The organism is Candidatus Saccharibacteria bacterium, assembly GCA_016700315.1.
Taxonomy (GTDB): Bacteria; Patescibacteriota; Saccharimonadia; order Saccharimonadales; family SZUA-47.
The window spans coordinates 204,956-220,078 of sequence record CP065013.1; the positions used below are offsets into that span (position 1 = coordinate 204,956).

Annotated in this window: 9 protein-coding genes, 2 tRNA genes and 3 rRNA genes; 4 read left to right on the forward strand and 10 right to left on the reverse strand. The window is 45.5% G+C overall.

Annotated features, from left to right (window positions below):
• Positions 1-140: 140 nt before the first annotated feature.
• On the reverse strand, positions 141-332 hold the full coding sequence (locus IPO96_00945; GenBank protein ID QQS65430.1) for a hypothetical protein: 192 nt from the start codon (positions 330-332) through the stop codon (positions 141-143).
• A gap of 97 nt (positions 333-429) precedes the next feature.
• Between IPO96_00945 and IPO96_00950 the strand changes: the two genes are divergently transcribed.
• The gene (locus IPO96_00950) at positions 430-807 is read left to right on the forward strand and encodes a hypothetical protein (GenBank protein QQS65115.1); all 378 of its coding nucleotides are present in this window, start codon (positions 430-432) and stop codon (positions 805-807) included.
• A gap of 143 nt (positions 808-950) precedes the next feature.
• Here IPO96_00950 and IPO96_00955 read toward each other — a convergent pair whose 3' ends face one another.
• Positions 951-1,163, reverse strand: coding sequence for a hypothetical protein (locus IPO96_00955; GenBank protein QQS65116.1), 213 nt, complete (start codon positions 1,161-1,163; stop codon positions 951-953).
• Positions 1,164-1,190: 27 nt separating this feature from the next.
• On the opposite strand from IPO96_00955, the gene IPO96_00960 reads away from it, so the two are divergent.
• Positions 1,191-2,177 carry an IS30 family transposase gene (locus tag IPO96_00960; GenBank protein ID QQS65117.1) on the forward strand — a complete coding sequence of 329 codons (987 nt, stop codon included), beginning with the start codon at positions 1,191-1,193 and terminating at the stop codon, positions 2,175-2,177.
• A gap of 206 nt (positions 2,178-2,383) precedes the next feature.
• Here the strand turns inward: IPO96_00960 and rrf are convergent.
• Positions 2,384-2,495, reverse strand: a 5S ribosomal RNA gene (rrf, locus tag IPO96_00965).
• A 254-nt stretch (positions 2,496-2,749) separates the two neighbouring features.
• Positions 2,750-6,902, reverse strand: a 23S ribosomal RNA gene (locus IPO96_00970).
• Positions 6,903-7,543: 641 nt separating this feature from the next.
• Here IPO96_00970 and IPO96_00975 point away from each other — a divergent pair.
• Both IPO96_00975 and IPO96_00980 read left to right on the forward strand, forming a co-directional pair.
• A tRNA-Ala gene (locus tag IPO96_00975) sits at positions 7,544-7,620 on the forward strand.
• A 78-nt stretch (positions 7,621-7,698) separates the two neighbouring features.
• Positions 7,699-7,775, forward strand: a tRNA-Ile gene (locus IPO96_00980).
• A 154-nt stretch (positions 7,776-7,929) separates the two neighbouring features.
• On the opposite strand, the gene IPO96_00985 is transcribed toward IPO96_00980, so the two are convergent.
• From IPO96_00985 to gyrA, 6 genes are all read right to left on the reverse strand, one after another.
• Positions 7,930-8,118, reverse strand: a complete 189-nt coding sequence (locus IPO96_00985) for a hypothetical protein (protein ID QQS65118.1) — start codon at positions 8,116-8,118, stop codon at positions 7,930-7,932.
• 434 nt (positions 8,119-8,552) lie between these two features.
• Positions 8,553-8,942: an LAGLIDADG family homing endonuclease gene (locus IPO96_00990; protein ID QQS65119.1), complete on the reverse strand. Its 390-nt coding sequence runs from the start codon at positions 8,940-8,942 to the stop codon at positions 8,553-8,555.
• A gap of 325 nt (positions 8,943-9,267) precedes the next feature.
• Positions 9,268-10,663: ribosomal RNA gene (locus tag IPO96_00995) — 16S ribosomal RNA — on the reverse strand.
• A 417-nt stretch (positions 10,664-11,080) separates the two neighbouring features.
• Positions 11,081-11,503 (reverse strand): hypothetical protein, encoded by a 423-nt coding sequence (locus tag IPO96_01000; protein QQS65120.1) that lies wholly within the window; start codon positions 11,501-11,503, stop codon positions 11,081-11,083.
• An 83-nt stretch (positions 11,504-11,586) separates the two neighbouring features.
• Positions 11,587-12,384 (reverse strand): 5'/3'-nucleotidase SurE, encoded by a 798-nt coding sequence (gene surE / locus IPO96_01005; GenBank protein QQS65121.1) that lies wholly within the window; start codon positions 12,382-12,384, stop codon positions 11,587-11,589.
• 213 nt (positions 12,385-12,597) lie between these two features.
• The gene (gyrA, locus tag IPO96_01010; GenBank protein ID QQS65122.1) at positions 12,598-15,120 is read right to left on the reverse strand and encodes a DNA gyrase subunit A; all 2,523 of its coding nucleotides are present in this window, start codon (positions 15,118-15,120) and stop codon (positions 12,598-12,600) included.
• Positions 15,121-15,123 lie beyond the last annotated feature (3 nt).

Here is a 15,123-nt window from a genome sequence, read left to right on the forward strand (position 1 = left end):
AAGCTTGGTACCACGTCGTTCAGGAGATTTCCAGGCGTGGTTAGATTTTGGCTTTACTAGCTGTAACTGAATAAGCTGGGCCTCTTCTGTGGTTCATTCGTTGATTGTAGGCTTTTTTCTCAGAAGTCTGCGATAGGAGTTTAGACTGCCAAGCGTTTTAGAACTTCGTAAATCACATAGGCTGGCCAGACAGCGGCTTGGAGTAATGCTAGAATAAATCCCCAAAAGCCTTCGTTGCGCTCAATAAAGTACACGAGCGCTCCGATATAGGCCACAAACAGAGCCCAACTCCATGGGTTGTCTACTTTAACTTTCATTTTTTCTTTTGCCATCATGCCTCCTTATATACTTATTGTACTTCAAATGCTTTAGGGATATGTGCTTAAGAAATTTTATTTTTTTTCATGAATAATTTATAATCCAATCATTATGCCCACAGGTAGTAGTGAAGAATGGTTTGCAGAAGAAGAATCTTTGAGGGCCTGGGCTGCAGAAATGGGTACTGACTATGAGATTGGTACTCAAGGCACTGTTGGTGGCCAACCGATATCTGAAATGGGCAACAGCAGGATAGAAGGCTTTCTAGGAAGAGCGGCGTCAAGGCTACGAGAACTTGGTGATTTACCGGCTATAGTCAACGATGATGAACGCCGATTGCATATAACCCCCGATCAACTGCATACTATGACAGATGATGAAAAAGATAAGTGGCTACTTGATGCACTAAACTGGCTAATCGAAAATCCGAGCGCAATAATAAACAATCTGTTTGACGTCTTACAGGACCCGAGAGATGAGGCAGTTTAATACAGAACTTTCAGCTAAGAAAACCATTATTAGATCGCATAATGATTACCCCTACAAAGACGGGTTTACTTTGGGGCTCTTATAGGCCAATATTGCAGGAAGAGCAGCCAACACGAGCCTACTGTTTGAATTTTCTCGTGATATTATCTTCGAGGAATTTTAGGGATGAGATCCGCAACGCTTATCGTTTCGACAACTCTAAGCTCTGGAGCTTCCTCAGGAGTAACAATAGGACGCAGGATACCATCAAACATATACCTGATTCTAGCTACGTCTGTTTCACGTAAGCCACGCGCCCTAATACCCTCACTTGCTGTTGAATAATCTAGCCTAAACTTAAATCTGAAGTGCAACACCTACTTCTTTTGCTAGTATTCTTGGTTATGAAGAAGTATGAACATATAACAAGGTATGAGCGTTTAGAAATTGGTATCTTGTTTCGAAAAAAATATTCAGTTCGTGAAATTGCAGTGGAACTAGGCAGAAGCCCAAGTAGCATATCCAGGGAGATACGCATCAACTCAGTGCGTGGAGTTTATTCAGGTAAGAAAGCTCATCACAAATCTTATGTGCGTCGTAAGTACGCAAAGTACCAAGCAATGCGTATAATTCAGGATATGAAACTTCGGGAATATATCGACACACACTTACGTCTTGCTTGGTCACCAGAACAGATAGCCGGAAGACTAGCCTACGAAGCTGGGTTCGAGCCCGTATCTGCACCTACTATCTACAAATACATTCGCAGTCCTCATGGTAGACAGCTAGAATACGAGCTAAGCCTAGCCAAAAATAAGCGCACCAGGAAGAGTCAACGTAAAATAACTACCCTAGGAGACCGTATCTTCATAGATAAGCGTCCGCAGGCAGCTAACGTGAGAGCTCAGTATGGTCACTGGGAAGGAGATTTCATAGTTGGAGGCAAGAAGTATCCAAAGACATCACTCCTGGTACTTCACGAAAGGGTTAGTAGATATACCTACATCCGAAAGATCAGTGCCAGAACAGCAAAACAAGTTGAAGATACGTTAGCGGAAGCCGTGAGTAAACTAGGACCGTTCAAGAGCCTGACACTAGACAACGACATAGCGTTCAGAAGACACTTGGACCTAAGTAAATCATTGAACGCGCCAATATATTTCTGCCAACCCTACCACTCATGGGAGAAAGGTGGTGTTGAGAACGCTAATAGGCTTATTCGAAGATTTGTACCAAAAGGTTGTAACATAGCGAGGTTTACGTACAAAGATATAGCTTACATTGAAAACTGGATTAATACGGTTCCGAGGCAAATACTAGGATTTAAAACAGCAACTGAAGTAATGAATGACTACAAAAAGGAGGCAATGAATGAGCTACTACAAACCTGAATTAAAAAACCCAAGTGTTGCACTTGGGGGTTTCGGGCAGGTAGACTCATAATAATCTATTATATCATACTCGTCAAGTATTTGCATCCAGGTCTCGCTTCAGGGGAGAACAGCCCGACAAAAGTCACGTCTTTTTGCCGGCGCGTTAGGTGGGGACGTTCCCCACCTAAAAGCAAAAAGCCAGCTTTCGCTGGCTTTTGTGCAAAAATCGGCACCGTGCTATTTTCCCAGGAAAATCCTAGTATAGTAACCGCTACGAGGCTTAACTGCTGTGTTCGGTATGGGAACAGGTGTTTCCCTCGCGCCATGGGCACCGACTTCTTGCCACTGGCAAGAAGTAGAATGAGGAATGAGGAATGAGGAATGAGGAAATTAATCCATCGTTCTTCGTTCTCCGTTCTTCGTTCCACTTTTCGCCTAGCGAAAAGTATCGATGTCCATTTCTGGACGGTGAGTGTCAATTTGTTAAATAACAACGGTTCGGATCGCTTGATACGAACCAATAACTAGTCGAATGATGCACCTTCACTATCAAAGAGCCAAACCCAAGCAAATGGATTTATCTCCTTGATCTTAGAAAGTCAATGGCCCTATTAGTACGCTTCGGCTGAAAACATTACTGCTCTTACACCTTGCGCCTATCAACCTGATCGTCTTTCAGGGGGCTCCATGGGGAAAACTAATCTTGAGGTCAGTTTCGCGCTTAATATGCTTTCAGCGCTTATCTGCTCCGCACGTAGCTACCCAACAATGCAAGTTGATCTCACAATTGGTACACCAGCGGTGCGTCCATCTCGGTCCTCTCGTACTAGAGACAGATCCTCTCAATTTTCCTAGCGTCCACAGCGGATATAAACCGAACTGTCTCACGCGTGTCATCAAAAGGGCGTTCTATTCCTTTCAAATCATCCGCCATTACTGGCGGCACGGACTATATCTTCATCCTTAACCTGTTTAGTATTAGTTAAGGCGCTGACGTTTTATGGCCGCTCGTTAAAGCAACCATCCTAGATGAAGTGGTCTAACATTCATCTAAAGTCTCTACGGGGAAAAGTCTATTGTCGTTCAAGTAGCGTTTCAGGGTTTCAGACGTATTGGTTCGCTTCTTTGAATAATTAAATTCTGCGGTTTTATCAACCAGTGAAGCGAGCCGAAGCAACTTCTTAGCTGTCATCTTCTTAGGATGAAGACTAATTAGTCGCAAGACTTCTGAAGCTAAACGTTTCTTTAGACGAAGTTTTGGATAAAGTAGCTTTAATACTTTTTCTACTTCATTCAAGCCCACGATGGTGTATTCGACCATGCCGTCATTACGGCTGCGAATGTAACCGAACTGGAGCTGCTCTTTTAACCAAAAGAGTATTTCTTGGTGGCTGTGCTTTTGATAAAACACAATACTAACTCGAATCTGATAACCAAGCCTATAGTCCTTACGGGCTACCAGTTGGGCCATGATCGAGCCGTCACCATCTAGAAATCCGGCAATATATGCCGCTACTTCGTCAGACATTTTCCTAATCTTCCCTCGGTATTGCCCTTCTCATCGTTCGGAATGAGATTCGGGTTTCACCGATTTCAGTCAGATTTAGTATCATTAGTGCGATGTACACTGATACTTTACTACTTTACAGTAGTAGAACGCAATGTAATTTACGTTCTGAACCCAGCTCACGTACCACTTTAACCGGCGAACAGCCGGACCCTTGGAAGGTGCTCCCCCTCCAGGATGTGATGAGCCGACATCGAGGTGCCAAACCGCATCGTCTATGTGAACTATTGGATGCGATAAGCCTGTTATCCCTAGGGTAACTTTTATCCGTTTGCGCTGTCGATACCACAATCATAAACCATGAATGGTTAATACAGCGGGTCACTTACTCCCACTTTCGTGTCTGATCGGCTTGTTGGCCTCACAGTCAAGCTAGCTTCTGCGTATGCACTATCAGTACGATTTCCATCCGTACTTAGCTAACCTTTGAACGCCTCCGGTACTCTTTAGGAGGCAACCGCCCCAGTTAAACTACCCACCAGACACTGTCTGCATCCCTGCACCTTTGTCCAACGAAATCCTTACTCTCTTTCCCGCGAAGGGAAAAGAGCAGCCCACAAAACGGATTTACTCCGTTTTCCGGCGCGATGAGAAAAACCGCAAGGTTTGTCTCATAAGGCGTTAGCCAAAAATGAAGGGACACGTAAGAATAAAACTACAATAAGGCTGGTATTTCACATTGCGACTCCACCTAGACTAGCGTCTAAGCTTCAAAGTCTCCCAGCTATGCTACACATATTGCAGCTCGATTCAATGTCAAGCTGTAGTAAAGCTCCATAGGGTCTTCTCGTCCTGCTGCGGACAGACGGCATCTTTACCGTCAATGCACGTTCACCGAGCTCTTCGTTGAGACAGTACCCATATCATTACTCCATTCGTGCGGGTCAGAACTTACCTGACAAGGAATTTCGCTACCTTAGGACGGTTATAGTTACCGCCGCCGTTCACTGGGGCTTCAGTTCAGACCGTGAAGTCATCCCCTTAACCTTCCAGCACCGGGCAGGAGTCAGCCCCTATACATCCACTTTCGTGTTAGCAGAGACCTGTGTTTTTGGTAAACAGTTGCATGGGTTCTTTAGCTGCGGCCCCATCACAATACTCATAAAAGCATGTGAAAGGCGCTCTAAAGCTTTCTTTCTCATTTCCGCTATTCGCCGGCTGGCGAAGGCGGAGCTCGCTCCTTGCATAGAAGCCGTTACTAAAAGCTTCGTTGCAAGTTTTTGTTAAAAGAAAACTCATAAAGGCAAGTCACAACGTTTACAAACATTGTGATGGGGCAGACCTTATCCCGAAGTTACGGTCGCTGTATTGCCGAGTTCCTTAACGAAGAATCACTCGTACACCTTGGTCTTCTCGACCTGAGCACCTGTGTCGGTTTGCGGTACGGACGGCGTTACCCACGCGTTTATAGACTTTTCTGGTCAGCACCTTTACAAGAATTCGTTTTATACAAACGTTTCATTCGTACGCATTGCTCGTACTTAGACGGATATATCAATAGTCCGCTCTTGCTAATATGCCGCGCTCTATAAACAAAGTAACACCGGTACAGGAATATTAACCTGTTGTCCATCGCCTACGCTACGCGCCTCGGCTTAGGACCGACTAACCCTGGGACGATTACCGTGGCCCAGGAAACCTTGCTCTTTCGGTGGGCAGGATTCTCACCTGCCTTATGGTTACTAATTCCAGCATTCTCACTTCCTAACGCTCCACCGAACCTCGCGGTTCGACTTCACAGCAAGATAGGAACGCTCCTCTACCGCTCACGTATAAATACGCAAGCCCATATCGTCGGTCATATGCTTAAGCCCCGTTACATTTTCCGCGCAAGATCTCTTGATGAGTGAGCTGTTACGCACTCTTTAAATGAATGGCTGCTTCTAAGCCAACATCCTCATTGTTTAAGAAATCTCACCTCGTTTCCCACTGAGCATATAGTTAGGGACCTTAGATGATGGTCTGGGCTGTTTCCCTTTTGAGCGACGAGCTTAGCCCCGCCGTTCTGACTGCCGTAGTTCCACACTTAGTATTCGTAGTTTGTCAAGGGTGGGTAGTCTTGCGACCCCCAGTCCGAAACAGAGCTCTACCCCTAAGTGCTACCGTACGACGCTAGCCCTAAAGCTATTTCGAGGAGAACCAGCTATCTCCGAGTTCGATTGGCATTTCACCTCTAACCACAAGTCATCCGGGCGTGTTGCAACTCGCTACGGTTCGGCCCTCCACGTCGTTTTACCGACGCTTCAGCCTGCTCATGGTTAGGTCACCCGGTTTCGGGTCTAATCGTTACAATTAATGTCGCCCTATTCAGGCTCGCTTTCACTGCGCCTCCGTCAAATGACTTAGGCTCACTGCAACGATTAACTCGCTGGATCGTTCTACAAAAAGCACGCAGTCACCCCGTACTAGACTTTTGATTGCTTTGTCAGGCAAAGCCTATCGTCTACCAAAAGCAGACGTATCAAAAGCTCAGTACGGGGCTCCTACTCCTTGTACGCATATAATTTCAGGTTCTATTTCACTCCCCTTCCGGGGTTCTTTTCGCCTTTCCCTCGCGGTACTAGTTCTCTATCGATCACAAATTATATTTAGCCTTGGGACGTGGACGTCCCAGATTCAACCAAGGTTTCCCGTGTCTCGGCCTACTCGACAACATAAATGATAAGGGTGCGACCCTTGGTATACCGGACTATCACCGTCTTTGGTACAGCTTTCCAGCTGTTTCTACTCGGTCCGCACTTTGTAACCTTACGCTAACTCGTGACAGCGTTAGCTGGACCAAGCCTAAGTCCCGTCAAAGACGGAGCCTAAACTTGGTTAATTTATGTGTCACAACCCCATTTCAAATCTTCGTCTGTCAACTTATCCGTCTGAATTAACAGACGGAAACTTGAAAGGTTTGGGCTGATCCCCGTTCGCTCGCCACTACTAGGAGAATCGTTGTTTACTTTCTATTCCTCGCCCTACTTAGATGTTTCAGTTCAGGCGGTTACCTCTTATCAGCCTATGAATTCAGCTGAAAAGTAACTAGACATGACTCTAGCTGGGTTTCCCCATTCGGAAATCTTCGGTTCAAAGTTTGTGAGGCAACTCCCCGAAGCTTATCGCAGCCTTCTACGTCCTTTATCGGTAATTTGTGTCAAGGCATTCGTTATATGCGCTTTAGTAACTTTCTAAAATATGAGACGCCCGCAAGCGGGTTTCTAATCGCGCCAAGCTTGAAATAAATTCGAGCTTGGGCTGCTCTTCCCGAAGAAAAAGCAAGCGACAAGAAGTCTCACATGTAAATTTCTGTGCATCTCTTGTATCGTCTGACGACCTCGAAGGCTGGCAAACGACCAAGAATTCGACTAGTTATTGGTTAATACCATTATTACTCAATAACTTGTCATTATTTAACTGCGTAACTCACGCCACGGCTCTATCAATGTGGCAGTTGAGTTACAAATTGACGTTCCGAATTTTTAAGTTGCGAAACTCGAGCTAGCCCGACAAGCCTTTTTGGGGCCTATCCTACTTGCAGGTTGAGTTTACGATAAAAAGTTCGATATCGGCTTAAGGAGCTGATTTTAATCGATTGCTTTTCGACCTAAACTCAAAAGTGCTCTATCATCTTAGCAATTTTTATAGAGGTAGTCAAGCACCAACTGTAGTAATTCTTGCAACGCTATTTTATCTAGAGCCCGCCTGCTGGCAGTACGTTATACGGCAGCGTTTTTATCTAAGTTATCCAAAAAATATATAATACTTTCTTGTACTAGGCCTTTTCGGTTTGTAAAAAAGGTATTTTTTAGTTAAAATACATCGGTAGTATTTAGGGGCGATAGCTCAGTTGGCTAGAGCACCTGCTTTGCAAGCAGGGGGTCCGGGGTTCGAATCCCCGTCGCTCCACCAAATACTCAAGCTACTAGCTTTAGCAGTTATAATTAATCACTGCAAACGTAGGTTAATAATCAATAAAACTTGGTGGATGGGCGATTAGCTCAGCTGGTTAGAGCGCGTCACTGATAATGACGAGGTCGGTGGTTCAAGTCCTCCATCGCCCACCAGCCAAGTTTTATTAACTCGTTTTTATGACTAGCGGAAACAATGAGATCAGTGTTATTGCTAAATGATTAAGGAATTTTACTAAGCCCACCGGGCACAGTTTGATAGTCTACAGAGCAAAAAGTGAAAACCCACCAAATAATCGGCTTTTTTGCCTCAACAATCGTGTTTGTCAGGTCGTACAATCATAAAATAATAGCCGAGCCAACCAAAAGGCCCCAGCAGTAGTGACATTACAAACCAAGACGAAGCAGCCTTGAGTCTTCGTTTCCACGCGCTTTTCAGTACCAAGAAAGCGATAATAATATTTACTATAGGAACATAGGTATAAATACTGTCATTCATAAGAACAGAATAGCACTATTTCTCCAGAAGAATGAATAACAAAACGTAAAAAACGCCGCTCAAAAAGAGCGGCACTGAGTTTAAAAATTGAGTTGTGAACGTCAACGATTACTCATGGTTCCTCATAGATTCTTGGCCGAGTTATTGCCAAAAATCGAGGATCGCCTGGCTACCATCAATGTTCAATTGAGACACTGATAGCGCCTGATTTCTCCCTAGAAAGGAGGTAATCCATCCGCACCTTCCGGTACGGATACCTTGTTACGACTTAACCCCAATCATCCCCCCTACCTTAGGCCGAAGCAAAGTTCAGACGTCAGGTATTGGTGACTTTCATGGCTTGACGGGCGGTGATTGCAATCTGGTAATTACAGTTGCTCCCCACGTAGCATGCGCGTCTAACGCACTACGCGAGTCTTCATGTTTTTTATTGCTCAAATCTGTTCTACTCCTTCAACAGTCAAGTGCTTTTTGGTTCTTACTAGTTCTGCCGCTAAGCAAAATTTTTCAAAACTATAAAGCTTCTTGGCTCTCGGAGGATACTTTTTAAAGAATGGAATTATCTTACCATCAATATCTTGGAAGTTACTGACCTTGTACTTAACATGAGGCCGCCATTTGGCGTAACGCTCATAATCAAGGCGGTAAATATTACCGCAGTTCAATACTTCTTTGATTTGATGCAAAATTTCTTCATCATCCTCGCGAAGTTCGATTTCAAAAATCAATCTCACTTCAGGTAATCTTGGTCCGTTTCGATTGATAGTAATGCTAAAGCATCCCTCTCCATCAACAAAACCAACGATGTAATTTGGATCCAACATGAAGTTCGTCCCTTTCCTCTATTATATCACAATAACAGAGGTACTACGGACTCAGCTGACTTCCTTATGCTATCCGCCAACTGGCGGAAAAATCACAATTTCACATAAGGATCTCCTTGGGTTACGCTGGAAAACTGTTTCAAACATTCCTTGCTAGGCTTTTCTAATCGGCCTCTTCTCTTGTGTACACATTGCAAGATCGAAGCGCCTTTTGTATTGCAAAGACTGCTTTTTGTATATAGAGCCCTTCAGACATTCTGTTACCAGAGATGTCCTGCTCGCAACTACTAGAGTGGATTTACACCACTTAGCTTTCCGCGCTGCCAAGCGCATTTATTTTGTACAAGACCCGGGAACGTATTCACGGTAATGTGCTGACTTACCGTTACTAGCGATTCCAGCTTCAAGCAGGCGAGTTTCAGCCTGCTATCCGAACTGAGACCGGCTTTGATGGGATTAGCTCCCCCTCGCGGGTTGGCTGCCCTTTGTACCGGCCATTGTAGCGTGTTTGTAGCCCCAGACGTAAGGGTAATACTGACCTGACATCATCCCCTCCTTCCTCCCCGTTACCGGGGCAGTCTAGCTAGAAAAATCCAACTAACTATAAGGGTTGCGCTCGTTGATGGACTTAACCAAACATCTCACGACACGAGCTGACGACGGCCATGCAACACCTGTCACCGAGTTCCTTGCGGCACAGTATCCTTTCGGATGCCTTCTCGGGATTTCAAGCCTGGGTAAGGTTCTTCGCTTACCATCGAATTAAACAACACGCTCCACCGCTTGTGCGGGTCCCCGTCAATTCCTTTATGTTTTAAGCTTGCGCTCGTACTCCACAGGCGGGGTGCTTAACGCGTTAGCTTCGCTACAAAGAGGGTCGATACTCCTTACAGCTAGCACCCATCGTTTAGGGCGTGGACTACCGGGGTATCTAATCCCGTTCGCTCCCCACGCTTTCGTGCCTTAGTGTCAGTATTGGTCCAGTTATCTGCCTACGCCATCGGTGTTCCTCCAAATATCTACGGATTTCACTCCTACACTTGGAATTCCAATAACCTCTACCAAACTCTAGTCTGCCAGTTCAAATAATAGCCTTGAGGTTAAGCCCCAAGATTTCACTATTTGCTTAACAAACCACCTACGCAACTCTTTACGCCCAGTGATTCCGGATAACGCTCGGATCCTACGTATGACCGCGGCTGCTGGCACGTAGTTAGCCGATCCTTATTCATTTGCTACTGTCATAATCGTCACAAATAAAAGCAGTTTACGACCCGAAAGCCTTCATCCTGCACGCGGCGTTGCTCCATCAGGGTTGCCCCCATTGTGGAAAATTCCCTACTGCTGCCTCCCGTAGGAGTCTGGGCCGTTCTCAGTCCCAGTCTGGCTGATCATCCTCTCAGACCAGCTAAAGATCGTCGCCTTGGTGAGCCATTACCTCACCAACTAGCTAATCTTACGCAGGCCGTTCCCAAAGCGCCCGAAGGCTTTAATCCGAAGACCATATGCGGTATTAGACACCATTTCTGGTGCTTATCCCTCACTTTGGGGTACGTTCCTACGCGTTACTCAGCCGTCCGCCACTCGACATCATTCTCACAAAAGCCCTGAAAAACTTTACAGTAATTCCGAACCTTAGTGAGAACATGTTTCCGTTCGACTTGCATGTATTAGGCACGCCGCCAGCGTTCATCCTGAGCCAGGATCAAACTCTCCAAAAAAATTGATTAAAAATCAATTTTTGGAACGATGAATTTTGAATGGCGAACGAGGGAAATTTCATTGAAACTCCTTCATCGTTCATCGTTCGTCGTTCATCACTCCTTAGCTCTGTTTTCTTAAAAACAAATTAAATTAACGTTGACGTTTCACGACTCAATTTTTAACGATCTGTCTTGGGGCTAAAAAAGCCTCTGATTTTCAGAGGTACTTAAATTATAAGCTCCAAAAGACTCCATTCAATATAGCTCATTTTATCCCTTAAATCAAGCCGCAAATGTTGTAGCCTAGTCAACATTCAAAACACCACTAAGCTAGCTCGGCATCCAAAATCTTAATATGATTCATTATATAGAGCCCAGCGTGATATCTCTTCTCCTGCGCTATACATACCGTAAAAACATTAAAACTAATTTACCCTATCCCACATTTCTTGAGACTATAATCGGTCTTTTAGTTAAATTACTCCGAGTGACGACAACTGGTCTTGTAACATTTACTAGATCTTCCTGAACGAGCTTAGGATCAACACCGTTTAGTTCTGTCGCAGTTAACCCAATTATGCAATTAGCACAACGATCGACTAAATCAGCCGGGCATTTTTTGACTACTTCTAGAATACTTCCGACTGCTGGTGCATTTTCACCAACTGCAGCAGTAAGCACAACGTGTTTCGTCACTCTAATATGTGTTTGCATCAGTATATCCCACGAAGTTCTGTCTTCTCCAACTGTAGCTATGTTACTGCCCCTGAGGCAGTCTATAGCACCAATAGGCTTACATAACTCATCATAATTTCCAGATAATTCTTTAACTCTTGGCCCAAGGTGTTCTCTAGTCACTTTTATTCTCTCCCTATTAAACTGACTATACAGAATATCTTAGTTCTTGCAAGCACTAGCAATAATTCCGCAAGCAATGTCGGCTAAGCTAACTCGGCATCCAAAATCCGCGCCAGTTCGGCCCTTTTCTCACGAGAGGTAATCTCGATAAAAATCGGGATGATCGAGACATGCCCGCGCGCAAGCGCCGCTAGATCACTATCTAGCTCTACCGAATCTTTCAGTTCGTGATAACCTTTGTTTCTAAAAACACCTTGCTCACTCAAAAATAGCTTGCCGTACACCTCGCTGTGAGGCCTAGTAACCACCCACTTGGCATCGGGTCTAACATCGTGCGGTAAGTTAATCGAGATCACCTGAATCCCTTCGGGGAAACCTTTGGCAATCACCTTTTCAATTATCGCTTGCGTAATACTCGCCGCTGTCTCAAAAAGCCGCACCGATTCCACGCCATTAAAATCTACTCCGCGATTTGCATGTTTGACATTCCACACAGAGCTTGCGAATGCAGGAACACCCTGAATCGCAGCCTCCAAAGCCGCACCTACCGTGCCAGAGCTCAGTATATGACCAACCCCGACATTAGCCCCATGATTTATCCCAGACACTACAAAATCAGGCAAATTACCATCGAAGAGCTCATACATACCTATCTGGGCGCTGTCGGCCGGAGTACCGTCGACAGTATGACCTTTGAACTCATAATGTTCTGCCGGCTCAAATACCAAATCTCGATGACCCGAGATTGATTTTCCCATCCAGCTTTGCTCATGTGCTGGCGCCACAGCCGTCACATCAAATGTGGTCGATAACTGCTTAATCAGCGCCCGAATCCCGGCCGCCTTATAACCATCATCATTCACCACCAAAACTCTTTTCATCTCTTTCATTATACCAATCTTCCTCCCTCCCCCTCATCCCTCCATATAAGGTCCGTCCTTATACAGGGGAAGAAAATGTGAATATCTGTTTTTAACAGGGGTGGTCAAATAGCCAGTTTAATGTGAATTTTCGCAGCCCAGACACAGATGTAAGCAATCGTTACTAGCTAAGATTCTTATTCATATGTGTTGTTATGTCGAACTAGGGCTAAACTAAGCGTCCGTCGGAGTCGCTTCCGGCTCACCGTCACTATCGTTGTCACCCTCAAAGTTTGTGTCGAGTAGCGTTAGCGATACGACTTTGTCGCCTTCGTTCAGGCGCATTACCCGCACGCCCTGTGTAGCACGACTTAGCTCCGGCACATCCTTTAGCCCTAAGCGAATTGTCTGACCGGCCTGACTGATGATAATCATCTCGCTCTTCTCCTCGGTCAGAGTAGCTACATTAGTCAATGCACCGGTTTTGCTGTTAACCACCGCCGAACGTATACCCACGCCACCTCGAGCATGTGGAGTAAACTGCGCCACCTTAGTGCGCTTACCATAGCCATACTCACTTATCACAAAGATGTTGCTCTCAGCCTTAACCGTATCCATACCAATCACACGATCTCCGCTGCGCAGTCGTATTCCCCTCACGCCACGGCTTACACGCCCCATTGGTCGCACATTTTTCTCATCAAATCTAATTGCTTGTCCCTGGGAAGTTGAGATGATAATTTCATCAGTGCCACTAGTTCTAACTATCCACCTCAACTCATCTCCATCATCAAGATTAATAGCAATCAGTCCAGACGCCCTCACATTCTGATAAGCCTCAAAGGCTGTTTTCTTAACAGTTCCCTTGACCGTGCACATAAACAAGTAGCCACTTGTCTCTTTTGCTAGAGTCGGAATCATAGCCGTGATAACTTCATCTGGTTGCAGCTGGAGCAAGTTCACCACCGCCACGCCCTTAGCACTTAAACCAGCCGCTGGAATTTCGTAAGCCTTCAAACGGAAGACGCGCCCGCGATCAGTAAAGAACAATATATAATCGTGTGTGCTAGCCTGAACCAAAAATTCAGTATTATCTTCGTCACGAGTGACTATTCCGCGTTTACCTTTGCCGCCACGATTCTGCCTTCTATAATCAGCCGCCAGATTGCGCTTGATATAATTAGCGCTCGTCATCGTAATCACCACTTGCTCTTCTGGTATTAGCTCTTCCTCACTAAATTTACCAAGCTCGTGCGGTATCACCTTGGTGCGACGCTCATCACCAAAGCGTTCTTTCATTTCGTTTAGCTCATCTTTAATAATTTTAAGGATTTTCTTTTCGTCAGCCAAAATCGCTTCTAGCTTAGCAATTACTTTCAGCAGTTCAGCCAGCTCGTCCTCGATCTTCTGGCGCTCCAGCCCAGCAAGCGTACGTAGTTGCATAGCCAAAATCGCTTTAGCTTGGATCTCTGTAAGCTTGAACCTCTTGATCAAGTTCTCTTGGGCTTCTTCTGTCGTTTGGCTGGCACGAATTGTCGCGATTACTTCATCGATATGGTCAAGAGCAATCTTGAGACCTTCCAAGATATGAGCTCGTTCTTTTGCCTTGCGCAACTCATATTCCGTTCGTTTACGGACGACATTCTGACGATGCTTTATGTACTCAGCAATAATATCCTGCAACCCCAAAATCCGCGGCTGAATGCCGTCTACCAGCGCTAGCATGTTGTAGTGAAAGGTCGTCTGCAGCGGTGTGAGCTTATAGAGCTGATTGAGTAGTTTCTTTGGATAAGCATCTTTTTTAAGATCAATCACCACCCGCACTGTTCCACGTGAGCTCTCGTCGCGAATATCACTTATTCCGCTCAACTTTTTCTCATGCACTAGGTCGGCGATCTTCTCGACTAGCCCGGCTTTGTTAACAGCATAAGGAATCTCAGTAATAATAATTCGGCTTCTTTTGCCTTCTTCGACAACTTCGGCCACACCTCGCACCACCACACCGCCTTTACCGGTGGCAAAGGCTGTTCTGATCGATTCCTTACCATAAATAATGCCGCCCGTTGGGAAGTCTGGCCCCTTAATGTGCTCCATCAGATCGTCCAAGGTTGCTTCAGGATTATCAATTTGCGTAATCGTCGCATCAACAAGCTCGTTTAAATTGTGCGGTGGGATATTGGTCGCCATACCAACAGCGATTCCCATCTGACCGTTTAGCAGTAAGTTAGGCAATTTAGCCGGTAAGACTTCGGGCTCCTGCTGACTACCGTCAAAGTTATCGCGGAATGGTACGGTTTCTTTATCGATATCTTCGAGCAGAGCCTCGCTAGCCCTTGTCATTCTCGCCTCAGTGTATCGATAAGCAGCGGCTGGGTCGCCGTCCATCGAACCGAAGTTACCTTGACCATCCACTAGTAAATAACGAGTGTTAAAAGGCTGCGCCAGACGCACCATCGAGTCATAGATCGCCGTGTCACCGTGCGGGTGATACTTACCCATTACTTCACCAACAATCTGAGCGCTCTTGGTATGCTTGCCAGTTGAGCGCAGACCGCTCTTATCCATAACATACAAGATTCGGCGATGCACCGGCTTCATACCGTCACGTACATCAGGCAAAGCTCGAGCCACAATCACACTCATCGAGTATTGTAAGTAACTCGTCTCCATTTCATTTTCAACTGAGCGGTAAATCACCGACTTTGAGTTTGGGTCAATCATAGCTTGCTGTTCGTTTATAGTCTTTTCTTCGTCCATCAC

Excerpts from the sequence above, each read along its gene's own strand:
- surE (QQS65121.1), bottom strand. The coding sequence starts at position 12,384 with ATGAAAAGAGTTTTGGTGGTGAATGATGATGGTTATAAGGCGGCCGGG.
- IPO96_00985 (QQS65118.1), bottom strand. The coding sequence starts at position 8,118 with ATGAATGACAGTATTTATACCTATGTTCCTATAGTAAATATTATTATC.
- IPO96_00990 (QQS65119.1), bottom strand. The coding sequence starts at position 8,942 with ATGTTGGATCCAAATTACATCGTTGGTTTTGTTGATGGAGAGGGATGC.
- gyrA (QQS65122.1), bottom strand. The coding sequence starts at position 15,120 with ATGGACGAAGAAAAGACTATAAACGAACAGCAAGCTATGATTGACCCA.
- IPO96_00945 (QQS65430.1), bottom strand. The coding sequence starts at position 332 with ATGGCAAAAGAAAAAATGAAAGTTAAAGTAGACAACCCATGGAGTTGG.
- IPO96_00950 (QQS65115.1), top strand. The coding sequence starts at position 430 with ATGCCCACAGGTAGTAGTGAAGAATGGTTTGCAGAAGAAGAATCTTTG.
- IPO96_00960 (QQS65117.1), top strand. The coding sequence starts at position 1,191 with ATGAAGAAGTATGAACATATAACAAGGTATGAGCGTTTAGAAATTGGT.